This is a genomic window from Arthrobacter cavernae (genome assembly GCF_017368795.1).
In the GTDB taxonomy this organism is placed as follows: domain Bacteria; phylum Actinomycetota; class Actinomycetes; order Actinomycetales; family Micrococcaceae; genus Arthrobacter; species Arthrobacter cavernae.
The window spans coordinates 115,540-130,327 of record NZ_JAFNLL010000012.1 but is presented as its reverse complement, the minus strand read 5'-3'; the positions used below and the strand labels follow the sequence as shown (position 1 = coordinate 130,327).

General features: G+C 56.6%; 11 protein-coding genes and 1 pseudogene. 3 read left to right on the top strand and 9 right to left on the bottom strand.

The genetic code is table 11. The annotated features are described in order from the left end of the window. Positions 1-152 precede the first annotated feature (152 nt). The 9 genes and pseudogenes from J1902_RS19880 to J1902_RS06935 all read right to left on the bottom strand — a co-directional run bounded on the left by J1902_RS19880 (position 153) and on the right by J1902_RS06935 (position 10,273). Positions 153-601: pseudogene (locus J1902_RS19880) on the bottom strand (transposase). Beyond that, positions 553-750, bottom strand: a complete 198-nt coding sequence (locus J1902_RS19875; RefSeq protein ID WP_372434395.1) for a hypothetical protein — start codon at positions 748-750, stop codon at positions 553-555. Before J1902_RS19875 ends, J1902_RS19880 begins: the two are co-directional and overlap by 49 nt. 442 nt (positions 751-1,192) lie before the next feature. Further along, on the bottom strand, positions 1,193-2,770 hold the full coding sequence (locus tag J1902_RS06965; RefSeq protein ID WP_443623198.1) for a tyrosine-protein kinase domain-containing protein: 1,578 nt from the start codon (positions 2,768-2,770) through the stop codon (positions 1,193-1,195). A gap of 272 nt (positions 2,771-3,042) precedes the next feature. Continuing rightward, positions 3,043-4,194 (bottom strand): acyltransferase family protein, encoded by a 1,152-nt coding sequence (locus J1902_RS06960; protein WP_207615522.1) that lies wholly within the window; start codon positions 4,192-4,194, stop codon positions 3,043-3,045. Beyond that, a complete protein-coding gene (locus tag J1902_RS06955; protein ID WP_207615521.1) occupies positions 4,191-5,747 on the bottom strand; it encodes a hypothetical protein in 1,557 nt (518 codons plus the stop codon). The genes J1902_RS06960 and J1902_RS06955 overlap by 4 nt, the downstream gene beginning before the upstream one ends. A gap of 6 nt (positions 5,748-5,753) precedes the next feature. Beyond that, positions 5,754-7,064, bottom strand: a complete 1,311-nt coding sequence (locus J1902_RS19870; protein ID WP_372434393.1) for a polysaccharide pyruvyl transferase family protein — start codon at positions 7,062-7,064, stop codon at positions 5,754-5,756. A 44-nt stretch (positions 7,065-7,108) separates the two neighbouring features. After that, the gene (locus J1902_RS06945; protein ID WP_207615519.1) at positions 7,109-8,062 is read right to left on the bottom strand and encodes a nitroreductase family protein; all 954 of its coding nucleotides are present in this window, start codon (positions 8,060-8,062) and stop codon (positions 7,109-7,111) included. A 138-nt stretch (positions 8,063-8,200) separates the two neighbouring features. After that, a complete protein-coding gene (locus J1902_RS06940; protein ID WP_207615518.1) occupies positions 8,201-9,361 on the bottom strand; it encodes an MATE family efflux transporter in 1,161 nt (386 codons plus the stop codon). 132 nt (positions 9,362-9,493) lie between these two features. After that, the gene (locus tag J1902_RS06935) at positions 9,494-10,273 is read right to left on the bottom strand and encodes a WecB/TagA/CpsF family glycosyltransferase (RefSeq protein WP_207615517.1); all 780 of its coding nucleotides are present in this window, start codon (positions 10,271-10,273) and stop codon (positions 9,494-9,496) included. A 349-nt stretch (positions 10,274-10,622) separates the two neighbouring features. On the opposite strand from J1902_RS06935, the gene J1902_RS06930 reads away from it, so the two are divergent. The 3 genes from J1902_RS06930 to J1902_RS06920 all read left to right on the top strand — a co-directional run bounded on the left by J1902_RS06930 (position 10,623) and on the right by J1902_RS06920 (position 14,748). After that, on the top strand, positions 10,623-12,059 hold the full coding sequence (locus J1902_RS06930; protein WP_207615516.1) for a sugar transferase: 1,437 nt from the start codon (positions 10,623-10,625) through the stop codon (positions 12,057-12,059). A 378-nt stretch (positions 12,060-12,437) separates the two neighbouring features. After that, positions 12,438-13,970 (top strand): DUF4012 domain-containing protein, encoded by a 1,533-nt coding sequence (locus J1902_RS06925; RefSeq protein ID WP_307794389.1) that lies wholly within the window; start codon positions 12,438-12,440, stop codon positions 13,968-13,970. Between the two features lie 166 nt (positions 13,971-14,136). After that, positions 14,137-14,748, top strand: a complete 612-nt coding sequence (locus J1902_RS06920; RefSeq protein WP_207615514.1) for a hypothetical protein — start codon at positions 14,137-14,139, stop codon at positions 14,746-14,748. Positions 14,749-14,788: the final 40 nt, after the last annotated feature.

The window sequence follows — 14,788 nt, the reverse complement described above, 5'->3', positions numbered from 1 at the left end:
CGGCCTCATGCCACCGAACGACTACCGACCCACGCTCCTAGACCACACGTGTCCTGAACAAGTCCAGCCATTCGGCCAGCACAGGGCCAAGGTCCTCGCGTTCGGAGACGATGGTAAACACGACCGTGATGTAACTCAACGTGTCGCCAGTATCAAAGCTGCTCTTCAAGGTTCCCGGGTATGCTCTGCTGGGATGAGCGTTCATGCTGCCGTCCGGGCGGCCTTCTCAAGATGATGCGCGATTTGTAGTTGTCCGGGTTTCGGTAGCCCCTCGCGGTTCGTTTGATGTGTTTTATTGCTGTGTTGTTGGCTTCTACCTTGGCCGTGGTCGCTCCTGTGACCATGAGGACTTCGTCTCGGCCCACCAGCGGCACACGGTCCGGTAGAGCCTGTTTGTTCCGGCATCGCGGCCCGCTTCACCAGGCACCAAGGTCGCCTTCGCAGCAACGGCGTCCTCAAGGGAGCCAGTGCGCAGCAGGATCCGGAGCTGTTCCTCGACCTGCCAGGCGGCCTTGAGCTTGCCGGTCGGGTCATCGGCATCGAAGACAACCGTCAGCCGGCGCTGTCCGCGTTCGGAGAGGTTCTCGTCTGCCTTGAGCAGCAGTATCCGGTTCGCCGGCCGGGTCCGTGGCCCGGCCTCGCCGGCCCTGACATGCTGGACAGGCCCTGCCGCACCGCGATGAGCATGTCATTGGCCACCATCGTCTTGTGAAAATGGTCGACGGAGACAGCAGTCCGCGGCAGCCACATCCGCAGCGCCTTCCTGAACGCTACGGACGGGTCGATCGCTTGGGCCTGGACACCGAGGCAGCCACTCCAAGGGGGCAGGCGAAGAGCCAGCAACCGACGCCCCTGTGGTCACGGCCGTACCGGATCCAGGCCTTCATACCGGAATCCCGGATGAACCGCACGGATCGGTACCAGTGCTCATGGATGCCCAGCATCCTCGGCGCCAACCGCGAAGAGCCGGCAAAGCCAACCCAACCATGCCTAATTACGAAGGGCCCAACTACTGGCACAGACGAGGACTCAAGAAACTCCTCGTCTGTGCCGAGAAACGCATCCCGTGATCGAAGCGTTCATCGCACTGGCCAACAGGATGATGATCGTCCGCCGACTCATCGGCCCAGCCTGGACCACCCACCGCTGGGACAACCACCGGACCGGCGACTCTAACCTATTAGCGGAATCCCTAGGTGCGATCAATCCGCTCGCCGGGAAATATTGATGCAGGCCTTTCCTCCAAATGTGGACCGACAGCTACGTTGACAGCTCTATGGTCTGAATCGAACGGCTGTGAGAGGCGGCTGGAGGTAGAGAGTGCATCGACGGAGCTTCTAGGGCTGCTGGAATCGTCATGGCTGTAGTAGCCGTACGAGTAAGCATCCGGTCCCTTGGCCGGGAGTCGATTGAGAACCACGCCCAAAACGTTGGAACCCACCATCTCGAGTGCGCCCAGGGACTTTTCAAGGTCTTGCTGCCTGAGTCTCTGGCAACCGACCACGAGTACAACACCGCCAACGTGCTGGGAGAGGACCGCGGCGTCGGTAACAGGTAGCAGCGGAGGTGCATCGATCACGACAACGTCAAAGGCGTGTTCGAGTCGGTCGATCAAGTGCCTCATTTCCGGAGACCCAAGGAGTTCGCTAGGATTAGGCGGTATTTGCCCCGAAGCCAGAACATAGAGACTGTCGTCGCCCCACGGTTGGAGGAGATCATTAAGGTCGGCGACACCGACCAGCGCGGTGGTAAGACCTGCGCTTCGGTCAAGCCCAAGGTATTCGTTAATCATCGGACGCCGTAGATCCGCGTCGACAAGGCAGACGGATTGGCCTGCTTGCGCCAGAGCGATAGCCAAGTTGGTGGCAGTGGTGCTCTTGCCCTCGGTGGGAACTGACGACGTAACAAGTACGCTCTTGGCACGGCCCGAGACGTTCGCGAACTGGAGATTCGTCCTAAGTTGACGAAAAGACTCGGCTCTTGGGCTCTGCGGTGCGGCTTGCGTCAGAAGGGGCTTCTTCGTGGCATCTTGATCAAATGAGATGCCACCGAGTAGGGGCGCATCCGTGACCCTCCTCAGGTCAGATTCTCCCCTGATGCGATTGTCAAGAGTGGCTCTGAGCATGGATGCCGCCAGACCAGCACCTAGGCCTAGGAACAGCCCAAGTAGGATATTTAGCCGCGTATTTGGGGCTGAAGGATAAGAAGGTGCTTTAGCTGGCGTGATTACAGACAAACTGACTGGCGACGAGCCGCCAGTCTTGGGCTTCTCTAGATTGTCGACAGCCCTAATAAGGCTGTCGGCCACGGCCTGCGCTATTGCCGCCGCCTGTACGGAAGAGTTGTCGACGGCTGAGATGCCAATTAGGACTGTGTTGGCATCAGTCGTGGCTTTGACCCTAGTTGCCAACTCTTCCGCAGATATGGAAAGCCCAAGTGAGTCAATCGCAGGCTGCAGAACGACCGGCGAATCTACGGTCTTCACGTAGGACTGCACCCGGGCCTGGCTGAAGGTGTTGCCCTGCTGGAGTTCTTGAATCGAGCCTGTCCCTTGGATGGCAACGAACAGTTCTGCCTGTGCCGTGTACTTAGGTTTTGAGAGCGCTGAAGTTGCACCGGCTACCAACAGACCCAACATCGTAGACGCCACGATCAACATCCAATTGCGGCGCAGAATGCGCAAGTAGTCGCTTAGGTCCAAACCGGGGTCCCCCTGTGTCGAAACTCTGGCGGCCAACAGAAGGCAGGCCGCCAGAACGGCAGTATTCATGCGGTACGGCCAGTCTACCGGCAAGGCGAGGCTCGTATTTACTATGCGACTTGGTCATTACAGCGTTTCGTGTCTTGTTACGGCTTTTCACGGTTCCCCGGGATCCTTGAAGAAGCCAGCAAACCCCATAGCACGTAATGGTCGTGGAACCATCGCCACCCGCCGCCACCGGTCAGCGGCAGCATTGTCATGCCCTCCGTGCAAGAATCAGACACGCCGGGCAGTCGGTAAACCCCGGCCCTGCCGAAACCCCGTCTCACGAAAGACCGACGTTAGAGCCTTGTGGCATTGGCCACCAGGCGGGCATCTCCAACAATTGTCGGATTCTTCGGAGATAAAGATTTCGTCTTGAATCGCTCAATCGGCGTCTCGACTAGCTTCCAGACCAAAACTCCCGCAGCAGTTGCCAAAGTAATTCTAAGCGGAATTGATATCCTGGCGTCCAAATCGGGAAGAACGTAAACTATAAGTCTATATATCGGAACATGAATCAAATAGATACTATAGCTCGCAAGTCCGATAATTTGAACAACTCTAAGGTCACATACTGACAAGTAAGCCCTGCCGACGATCCCAGACGGCTTGCTCATTCCGTAAAGTAGGAGCAGCCCAACGGCCGCAGATTGCAACGTATACTTGAACGTCTCACTGAAGAATTCATTTTGAATTGCAGTCGCAGTCAGAAAGACAGCTCCCGCCAACACAGGTACTAAAGAATGATTTAAGCGGACTGAATGACGAAAAGCCTTTGAGCGCCGCCTTCGGTTCCCACTGATTCCAGAGTAGGCAATTGCACACAAGATACCAATTGCAATACTGTCAAGTCGAGTGTCGGTGCCAAACTCAATTCGGTTGGGCAGGGCAGCTCCGGCCAACGCGATACGGGCCACTAGTGCCCAAGCAATAACCAAAAGACTCGCGACTTGGAGGATGGCTAAAGAGTGCCTAAATCGGACGAAACAAAGCCAGATCAAAGCAAAGCAGATGTAGAACTGCTCCTCGATCGCCAAACTCCAGGTTATCCCCGACCCGGGAAGAACGTCCACATCAGCGTAGATACGGAGCCAGTTATAGAAGAAAAAGATTTGACCCATCACTGCGAACCAGTCAATGCGAGCAAACAACGAGTAAATCACCGAAGGGATAACGATAATTAGAATAAGTGGTGGAAGTAACTTCAAAACACGCTTCAGATAGAACCTCGAAATACTGAAGGCACCTTCTCTGTCTCTTTCCCTGAGGAGAACAAAGGTGATGATAAAGCCAGAAATCGTAAAAAAGATCGTCACGCCTGCGCCGCCTGGCACATACGCGCCCAGGTCGGCGTGAGAAACCACAACCAACATGACAGCGAAGGCCCGAACAGCATCAATGTGCGAAAACCTTGATACGCCTTTGGCTGCAATCTTTGCTTCGTTGTTCATGTCATCCGATCCAAGATTGAGTCGACATCCGACTGACTGTTTGATTGGCGATCCGTGGGGCTTGTTGCACGTTCGATCCCACCGGCGACTGCTGCATCATTTGTCTTCGACAAGAATGCGGTTCCAATCATTAGAATGGACGATGCAATGGGTCCGAAGAATGACTCTGCAAACAGTGCTGCGCCTGCCCAAACCGCGAGCAGTATGGCCGACTCAGCCCCGTACGCTCTCGCGATCCTTACCACAATCAACAAGAGTCCGGCAACGCAGAGCAGTCCGCCCTGATATGCCAGAGTCCCCCAGGCGCTTTCTCCGCCAGTTGACAGCCACGTGACACGTGAGACTGTCGGGTCAAAGAGCTTGAGAAAGTTTCCTCCTGTGCCCAGGCCGTGTCCAAACGGGGAATCCGCCAAACCTTGAAAGCCGCTGATTAGTCCAGCCATGTGAATGCTGGTGCTTTCTCCCCCGGAAGCGCCTACAGGATTCAAGAAAACGGTCTGCAAATATGCTGGTCCCTTTACAAGGGTTGCGTAGGCCAGAGTCGTGACGAATGAAATAAAGCACGACACGATGACTACGACATCCCGTCGAATTCCACGGTGCAGAAGAATGCTCACAACTCCCGCAAGGAGAAACATCATAAGGCCATTCTTCGTCGCCGCTGACACCAAAGCAAATGTTGAACCGAGAAGGCACACTCTGTCCGAGATGGAATCACCGACGCCGCGCTTCGAGCGCCTAAGCACCCAAAGCACGACCAAAACTGAAGCAGCCATATATCCAGCGTTGACGGGCTCTAGAAGGAGGCCGCCAATACGCGACAGTTCGTAACCGAAGATAGAGGTGACTTCGGAAAGCGAATTTAGCCCTCCGAGAGAATCAGCGTTAAACGCTGCCCGCCATTGCGGAGTTGTAAATACCATCTCCCCCGCTGCTCCCAAAACCAGCCAAAACGTCGCACAACCGAGCACAACACGCAGGAACGCAATGCGTTCCCGGACATTCAATTCCCGGGCCAGGGAAGCAGCCACAAATAGAGCTGCCAAAGGGATCGTAAAATTCCTCAGCGTGGCCAAGGCAAGAGCGCCGAAGCCCGTGAAGTTCAGCACAAGCCCTGCGAAATAAACTGTGACCCCGCCAACAAGCCATTTGTCCGCGGATAGAACTTTCAGAATGCGTGGTAGACAGAACATGACTGCAACGACCATAGCTAAGGTCTTGGCCTCAGTTACAACGAGCGGAATTTCACCTTCGGAGTCGGAAAACCACAAGCCCGAGACGGCATTCTGGAGTATCACAAGATGCAGCCAATATAGACAAAAATGTCGTGGATCGGCGAGAAGTAGCCCGAAGCTAATGGACACAAGAATCACGAGACTAATAACGAGGGTGACAAATGAGTCCAGCATGGTCCCGAGGACTACTGGCGCGCCGTACGTAATATTAGTTGCGAGGAACGCAAAGCAAAACGACGCAAACCCAGACCACGATTTGACGCTGGGCGTTGGATGCTTTCGAGCACGCATCTGGGAATTCAATGTGGCAAGTGCCATTGAAAACTACTGACTCTCGCTGGGTGAGAGGTCGGGAGCCTGCAAGACGAAGTTTCCTTGAGACAGCGACACGACTGCAGGAAGTGACCGCGTCCAGAGAGAATCCTGAGTCATTGCTTCCGGCCATAGGTCCACCACCCGCTGCCCGAAACCAACTGTCGGTTCTACGCAGAAGTCGAGCCCGTCAAAGTGCTGGTAGAGGCCTTCAACTTTCCCGTGCGTTCCCAGCGTGATTGGCACGACGCCTTGGCCTAATGCCATTACTGCAAGGTGCATACGCCCAGTTACTACTAGATCCGAATCTCGGCATAGAGCTCTGATTTCGCTTGGCCGGAGCATTGAGTCGACGAGCATGACACCTGGCTCATTGAGCGCTTCGAGAATGCCTTGGCATTCATGCAGATCGTCTCCCGTTGATCGAAAGACGTGTGGGAGCAAGATAACGGAAAAATGACTCGAGAGCAGCGACTTAACTATATCGACATACTCCCCCTTCTGATCAATTCTTTTTCCAACGAGGCCACTTGCGTTCACCAGGGCGACTCTACGTCCCTCGTTCCTCGATGTCTCCACAAAGGAGGACAGCCTATGCGTACTTTCAATCCGGACGTCGCCAAAAACGATGTCTGACGTGAGACGAGCCCCGGCAATACCCGAAGCTGCCGCGCGACGCTGTGAGATGGCGTCACGAAAATTGAGGTGGGCGCCTGCTGCACCAGCCCTCTTGAGAGCCAAAGTACAGGTAGGCACCGCCGAACCGGCCCAGCTACATCCAAGCAAAACACTTGGAATTCCTTGCTTGGCTGCGAGCCACAATCCACTGCTTCTTGCAAGTGACGCTCCGGCGTTGTAGGCCCCGTCCATCAAGTCAGCGCCGATGACGCTAAGGCTCCTTCCCGCGGCAAGGATACGAACAAACCTAATTGCGGCCGGAATACGAAGTAAGGGTGGTAAGTAAGTAAAGCCAGCAATTGACTCGAACCGGACTCGCTCTCGGTCAGCTTCAGGAATCACTAAGGCCGACTCTGACGTAGCTAAGACAGTCACCGGCCCGTGCAGTGCGTAGAGAGTCGCCTCCAAGAGTGCTTGGTCTCCAATATTGCCGCCCCCTGTTGGGGCGAAAATCAGGTGCCTGGATGCCGCATTCTTAAGGCCAAAATTCGAGCGGATACTGCCCAGTATTCGCGCCAACGAGTCTGAAAGACAATGGAGTCTGTAGTACGCTCGACTTCTGACAATATGGTCGTAAAGCTTCGAATTACGAAGCAACCTGGCAGTGTCACGCAAATTCAATATTCTCCCCTTTGGTGCGCGCATTAGTACATGTTCTTTGCCTCTGGCGACAAGAAGTTGACGTCAAGCTAGGCCAGAGTCATGACTTCATGCAGCTGACGGCGCTCGGATCGTGCAACTCGGTGACCTTCTTGGGCATGGCCAATGGCAATGAGCACGACGATGTCTTCGTGTGCATCAACGTTAGTTTCTGCTCGCAACAACTGACTCCGCCTGTTAGTGGCGGACCAATTGAGCATGCACGTTTGGAGCCCGACGCCATGCAACGCCCAGACCAATGTCATCGCGAAAAGTCCACCATCAACCCATCTTTGATTCCGTTCCGTCGCACCTGTAAACAGCCGAGAATCCACTGTAACGATTGCCACGGCACCAACTGATGCCCTAAAGCCTGCGTTTCCATTTTGGAGCCGCAGTATTCTTTCCACGTCAAACTTGTCGGTGAAGTAGTGAACGCGGCCTGCCTGTCGGTTGCACACAGATGGTGTATTCAAAGCCAACATCGTGGCCTGACGGAGCAGAGCTGTGTCAACAGGCTTCGCCGTATCAAAGTTACGTACACTTCGGCGTGTAGAAAAGAACGTCGACAATGTTGCGTCGTCTAGTCGCCCGGCAGTATTTGACACCTCCGGACTGACGAGGGAATTTATCGTACCAAGCTCATTCCATGAGGCAAGGGCCTCCAGCGCGTCGTCAGCAAATCGAACGAAGGACGCCTGAGGAACCCTCTCCCGCGCTTGGGGGACGAGGGAACTGAGCCTGTTATGAACCTCAATGCCGAAAGGACGCTTTGGCTCACTGAGCGTCAGGCCTTTCTCGACCCTGTGATAGTCCTTTGTAATCTGGGCTTCCAGACGAGCCACCCCGTCGGCGGGACCGACAACGCCATCGCGAGGCGAACTGTGCTTCAAATACCGCCATGCGTCGATAGAGAACTCACGAACATGTTCAAACGGCGCAATCAGCCGGCCGACCAGCCTGATAAGCGGCCGAGGCAGAATCTCTTTCAAGATCGTCTTCATATGGGCCCCATTCCCCCTTAAGTATTAGTACGGTTTCACTGCAATGGCTTAGCCAGAAGCTGTAGCCTGGATAGATTTTGACTCAGCTGGAGAGATTCGCACGATCAGAGTAAGCATGGCTAGGATAGCGATTCACGTCTACGTATTCTTCCAGAGACGTAATCGAACCCACTGCAGCCCCGTACGTACGCCTTCACCGGCTGCGAGGCCGACCTGGGATCCTGCTGCACCCGATGATCCTGCTGCACCCGAAACGAAGATGCCACTCACCAGCAGTCCGAGAGTGATCGGCGCAGTTGCAATCTTTAGCTTGAGCGAGTGGCGGACGTCGCCAGCGGCCTTTAACCCGACCATCGCAACGGTGGCCAGACCAAGCATGAGCGTAGCTAGCGCTGCGAACGGGAAGATGGACAGCGTATTGCTCGCACTGTCACCCAAAATGACCTCGGCCGTAGTAACCGGGATGACAGCTACGAGAACCCAAGCCATCAACACAGCGATGAGTTGGACAAGGCTGAGTAGGCCGACAATTTGAACTACTCGATGTTTCCTGCCCCTCGAGACAAACCTCGCAAGTTCAGGTCCTAGCGCGACACTGGCACCTCGCATGATTAGGAGGATTGGCACAAGGAGGACTTGGCTACCTCTGAGCGCAGCAGAATCAGCCAACGAGCCCCATGCGGCAACGAAGTATACGGCTGAGTTTGCAACACCATTCGCAACTATGAAATCGAGGAAAAAGTAAATCACGCTCTTGGACTGCTCGCCGATCCATGACCGGCTGCCCATCAGGCCAATTTTCGGCCGAACAAGTGCAGTTCCCACTGCCGCCGCGATCCAGGATATTGCAACCCATTCCCACAGATAGGTGGATAATTCATTCGATGTGGTAATCACCGTCATTATCACAATAATAAGGACGACATACAATAGATCTATTCCCAATGCGGAAAGCTGTCGTTTCTTAGCAACCAAGAAGTATCTATTGGCATCCTGCAAGTAGAGAGCGGGGACCCCTGCAGCGAGAATCAGAAACGCAGTCGTAAGATATGGAATGAATAAGGCAATGACAACCAGCCCAAGACTTCCGCAAGCGGACAGGACCAAGCCCGCCGAGAGGGCATCCGACATTTTTTTATGAAACTGAGCTGAGCTCTTGGCCGAATGCTCAAAAACGAAAAGCTCAGCCGTACCTGCCCGAATCGAACCAACTACGATGATCCACGTTGAAAACGTTATCGCAAAAACCCCGAAATCATCGACCGGAACCGCCCTAGCGATCATAATTGACAGCACCATTGACGCGACGCTCGCCATGCCCTGGCTGAGGACAGCGAGCACAATTCTGCTCAAACGTCGAGCTATTGGCTCAGAGTTCACGTCATTGGTCCGGTCAGTATATATAAGCACTCTCTGTGCCTAGCACAGAGCCTACTTGGATGCATGAATAATGGATCGAATCATGATCGGTAGGAATCGGGGCCCCTTGACCAAGTATCTGTGAGCAAGCCGCCTAGGATCCTTGACCAATCGGTGCACCCATTCGAGACCAGCACGCTGCATCCACCGTGGCGCCCGGCTGACAGCGCCAGCAGCAAAGTCAACTGCTGCTCCTGCTCCGATGTAGACCCCTGCCGGTAAGTGCTGCCGCCATTCAGCAAACCAGGCTTCTTGCTTGGGAGCACCGAGGCACACGAAGACGACTGCAGGACTGCATTCCTTCAAAGCACGGATCGTGGACCAACTAGCTTCATCTTGGATGGACTTAATGTGTGGAAATGGTATGCCGACAATGTTTGCTTCAGGGTTGTCCACCGAGAGCTGATTCACCGCGCATTCGAGTACGTCATCGCGGCCACCTGTGATCGCTATGGTCTTACCTCGGAACAAATCCGAGCTGCAGACGCTCGGCAGCAAGTCCGCCCCTGTATTGCGATGCGGGTTTTTGACGCCAACCAACTTGGCCAGCAGCCTTAGTGGCATTCCGTCGATGGTCCGCAATGAGGCCAACTTGAATGCGGTCAACAATTCACTTGATTGGTCTAGCGTCAAGACCTGATCAACATTCGGTGTGACAACAAGCAATGGGATTGCCTGCTCTGACAGCCGAGATAGTTCTTGTAGTAACTCACTATGACTGCCGGAATAAATCGGCATTTCATTAAGAAGCAGTTTTCCCCGCGGGTCTGCACTAAAGAGTGTCTTAGTCATCGCTAGTTTCCCCTCAAAGTTGGCGAGTCAACACCCACGTCAAAATTGACTGGATTAGAGCAGGTAGATCGCCCTCGGCCGGAACGAGTTCTGCTACAACGATCCGATCGTATCCTACGACAGCGTCTCTCACGCTCAAAGTTGTGTTGTGGCAGTCGTTTGTCCTGCGGGCGCAGCCTGCCGTGCCCTGGCAGGCTACGCGATGAGAAGCGGCTTCGCCGGTATGTTGTCCGCAGACGTCACCAGTGGCATCGCTACGCAATATTCTGTCCGCTAGGAAGCGTAGCTGTATCCTTGCGACGGGGAATACCCCGTCGACTCGGTTCGTCTAGGTAAATGGGGATAGCAATTGAGGAAATTGCGAGACTGGCGGGTACGGACTTCCCGTACCTTGCAGGTGGTTGATGCGTTTGTAATCCTGTGGGCTGTGACCGGAGCCTATGTGATTCGCTTCGGATTCGAGCCAACCTTTGTGGGCACCGGTCAAGAAGCTAGCTACGTGTGGGTTTCCGTTGCACTCTCGATCGTCTGGTGGAGCATGCTCGGCGCCTGGAATAGCCGGCAAAGCCGGATCCTGGGAGCTGGTCCGGACGAGTACAAGAGGGTTGCGGCTGCGTCACTTTGGCTCTTTGGACTAGTCGCCATCATTTCGTATGTTCTTCGCGTTGACACGGCCCGCGGATACGTCGCCATCGCCTTGCCGGTCGGTATCGTCGGCCTCCTGTTGGCGCGCTGGCTGCTCCGGCAACATCTGAGCGTGAACAGGCAAAGAGGTGACAGCATGTCCCGCCTCATGCTGCTGGGCGGACCAGGTGCGGTTGCACACCTTGCAGCCAGCCTGCAGGGCGCCAAGCATGCCGGCTACCTGCCTATCGCCGCCTACACGCCGGGCGTTCAGGACAAAACGGCAACAGAGGCCGCATCCGGCCTTCCTGTGATGGGCCACGAAGCGGATACGCACATGATTCTGGACGCAATTAGCCGGTGCGATGCCGACGCAGTCGCCGTGTCCGCAGGCGTGCAGCTGCACCCGCAGACCCTGCGGCATCTGGGCTGGGAACTAGCGTCCCGCAACGTCGGGCTCATCATGGCTCCGGCCCTTACGGACATCGCCGGCCCCCGGATTCACACGCAGCAAGTTGCTGGACTGCCGCTCATCCATGTCACAACGCCCAGCCTCGAGGGCGGGCAACGTGTCATCAAGCGGCTTTTCGATATTGCCGTGTCCGGCACGTTCATCGTCCTGCTTTCGCCTCTCATGGCGTTGCTGGCGCTGGTGGTCAAACTCGACAGCCCCGGGCCGGTCCTGTTCAAACAAGAGCGTGTGGGCATCGAAGGCAGCCAATTCAGGATGCTTAAATTCCGGTCCATGGTGGTCGACGCCGAGGCACGCCTTGCTGCGCTCGCAGACAAGAACGAGGGAAACGGCGTCCTGTTCAAGATCAAGAACGACCCCCGGGTTACGCGGTCCGGAAGGTTCCTGCGAAAGTACAGCCTCGATGAGCTTCCCCAGCTGTTCAACATCTTCGGCGGCTCCATGAGCCTTGTGGGTCCGCGGCCTCCCTTGCAAAGGGAAGTGGAAGTCTATGAGCACGACGTGCGCCGCCGGCTTCTGGTCAAGCCAGGCCTCACCGGGTTGTGGCAAGTCAGCGGCCGCTCCAACCTGTCCTGGCAAGACTCCGTGCGACTGGATCTCTACTATGTGGAGAACTGGTCACTCGCTGGGGACTTGGTCATCCTGCTCCGTACCGCTCGTGCGGTATTCCACAGCACCGGCGCCTACTGACAGGCTCGTCGCACGAAAGATCATCATGGGGGAAGAGCTGTGCCACGAACGACTGACACCGTATTAACAACATCGAGCGGTCCTAGCGATGGGCCCGCACGCGGGCGATTCCGCCGTCGGCTGCTGACGGCTGCCATCTGGACTGCCGCGCTGGCCGGAGTCGCCGTTGCGGCAACGGCGTGGCTCGGAGTCAAGGCATCCGTTATCAAGTCCGAGCTTGAGGCAACTATGAAGCTGGTTCCGGGCCTTAAGGATGACCTCGTTCAGAACCGGCGGGAGGCTGCCACCGGCAAGGCGGAACAACTCAGAACCCACACTGCGTCAGCCCGTGAAGCGGCGGCGGATCCAGTGTGGACCATCGCGGGTGCTATTCCGTGGGTGGGCGCCAACTTCTCGGCGACGGCCGAAATCGCACGGTCGGCCGACGACGTTGCCAACCTTGGCGTTGCGCCCTTGGTCAAGGTGTTCGATTCCTTTGATTGGAACAGCCTGCTGCCTAGCGAATCGGGCTCCGATCTGGAACCCATCAAGAATGCCGCGCCCAGCGTGGCGGCCGCCGCGCACGCCGTCCGTGTCTCCGCCGAACGGCTCGAAGCCATAAACCCGGGCACGCTGTTCCCGCAGGTGGCAGAGCCTCTGGTCCAGGCCCGCGAACAGCTACGTGCAGTCAGCGGGACCCTGGACTCGGCCGCTGAAGCATCCCGGCTGGCGCCCGCCATGCTTGGTTCCGGTGAAACCCGCCGGTATCTGCTGCTCATTCAGAACAACGCTGAAATCCGCGCGTCCGGAGGTATTCCTACGGCCCTGGCGGTGTTGACGATGGACAAGGGCAAGCTCACGCTCGGTGCCCAGACAACGGCCGATGGTCTGGGAAAACAGGACAAAGCCTTGCCTGTCGACGTGGAGCAGGAGCGGATCTACTCCACACGGCTCGGCACGTACATGCAGGACGTCAACCTGACTCCGGATTTCCCCACGGCGGCCCGTACTGCCCAGAACATGTGGGCAGCCAAGACCGGCGAACGACTCAATGGCGTCATCTCGATTGATCCCATTGCCCTTGGCTTCATCCTGGACAGCACCGGGCCGGTCAAACTCAAGGATTCAAGTGTGCTGGCACTCTCCAAGGGCGGCTTGCCCACCGAACTGACCGGCAAGAACGTGGTGCACACTCTGCTCTCCGATGTTTACGCGAAAATCGAAAAGCCGGCCGAGCAGGACGCCTACTTCGCCGCTGTGGCCAAGGAAATCTTCATGGCGCTGGCAGGCGGCCAAGGCAACCACAAAGGGCTTATTGATGGCATCGCCAAGGGAGTGGAGCAGCACCGCATTCTCCTGTGGTCAGCTGATGCCGCTGAACAGTCAACAATTGCGCAATATCCCCTGAGCGGCTCGATCAGCGGACCGAGCGTCCCCGCCGCCCAATTCGGCGTCTACTTCAATGACGGTACCGGCGCGAAAATGGATTACTACGTCAAAAGAACTGCGCAGCTGGTCCGCCAGTGCACCGACGGAGACTACGCCAGCTACACCGTGCGTGTCACGAGTACGAATACCGCACCGGCCGACGCCGCAACGTCGCTGCCCAAGTACGTTACGGCCGGAGGCGCGTTTGGTGTGCCGGCAGGATCGGCACAGAGCAACATCATGGTTTACGGTCCCGTCCAGTCAAACGTTGAAACGGTGGCTGTAAACGGCAAGAAAAGTCCGTTCGGCGCCAACCATCACGCCGAACGGCCTGTCGGCACGGTCACAGTGACGCTGGCACCAGGCCAAAGCACAACCGTGGACTTCACGTTCAGCCGGATCGTGCAGCACACGGAGAGTGAACTTCTTGTCACACCCACTGTTGATTCTGTCACAAATGTGATTCGCGACACCGAAATACTAAGCTGTGAGTCGATCAGGTAGACCGCAGGTTAACCCTTTGTAACTGCCCTGGATTTACTTTGCTGGAGCAAGCCGTGAATGATACCGTCGTCACCGGCTAGACATATGGGATTTCGGCAAGCTACCGCATGGGGATCTGAATCCCCACCATCACGTGAGTTTCGTATATTCGTCTCAGGGGGGACAAATGAAGAAGACTATTGCAGCACTTGCACTTGCAGGAACAATCGCACTGACTGGCACCGCCCCGGCCGTGGCAGCCACCTACCCGGCGCCGGGCAATGAGCAGGGAACCGTTTCCGACGGCACCATAGCCCGCGGCGAATCCATCACTTTCTCCGGCAGCGGCTACATCGCCGGCGAACCCATCAACATCACGTTCCAGCGGAACGGCGGCCAGAAGGATTCGAACGGCGAGCGGCCCGCCCCGTCCAACTTCAGTATCAGCGCTGACAGCACCGGCGCTTTCTCCACCACCATCACCTTCATGGACAGTGGCAAGTACCTGATCAGCGCCGTCGGCACCACGTCCGGCAACACGCGCTGGGCAGTCGTGGTTGTGAACAACGGCAACCACGACGACAACGACGACAACAGCGGTCGCGGTAAGGGCGAGGCTTTTTCCGGTAAAACTGTGTCCAGCGTTACCGCCGCGGGCACCGCAACCGGCCAGGCCAACACCGGTGCCGATTCCAGCCTGGTCCTGTGGTCGGTGGTCGGCGCAGGCGCACTGGCCGCCGGCGCAGCATCCGTAGCGGTGGTTCGTCGCCGCGCCAAGGATGCTGGAGCCCAGGCCTAGGCTCCAGTCAAGTAACACGTCTTCACAGGGGGCAGGTGCT

Bases quoted from the DNA above. Each gene is read 5' to 3' on its own strand.
- J1902_RS19875 (WP_372434395.1), bottom strand. From the start codon at position 750: ATGTGGCTGCCGCGGACTGCTGTCTCCGTCGACCATTTTCACAAGACG.
- J1902_RS06965 (WP_443623198.1), bottom strand. From the start codon at position 2,770: ATGAATACTGCCGTTCTGGCGGCCTGCCTTCTGTTGGCCGCCAGAGTT.
- J1902_RS06960 (WP_207615522.1), bottom strand. From the start codon at position 4,194: ATGAACAACGAAGCAAAGATTGCAGCCAAAGGCGTATCAAGGTTTTCG.
- J1902_RS06955 (WP_207615521.1), bottom strand. From the start codon at position 5,747: ATGGCACTTGCCACATTGAATTCCCAGATGCGTGCTCGAAAGCATCCA.
- J1902_RS19870 (WP_372434393.1), bottom strand. From the start codon at position 7,064: ATGCGCGCACCAAAGGGGAGAATATTGAATTTGCGTGACACTGCCAGG.
- J1902_RS06945 (WP_207615519.1), bottom strand. From the start codon at position 8,062: ATGAAGACGATCTTGAAAGAGATTCTGCCTCGGCCGCTTATCAGGCTG.
- J1902_RS06940 (WP_207615518.1), bottom strand. From the start codon at position 9,361: ATGGTGCTGTCAATTATGATCGCTAGGGCGGTTCCGGTCGATGATTTC.
- J1902_RS06935 (WP_207615517.1), bottom strand. From the start codon at position 10,273: ATGACTAAGACACTCTTTAGTGCAGACCCGCGGGGAAAACTGCTTCTT.
- J1902_RS06920 (WP_207615514.1), top strand. From the start codon at position 14,137: ATGAAGAAGACTATTGCAGCACTTGCACTTGCAGGAACAATCGCACTG.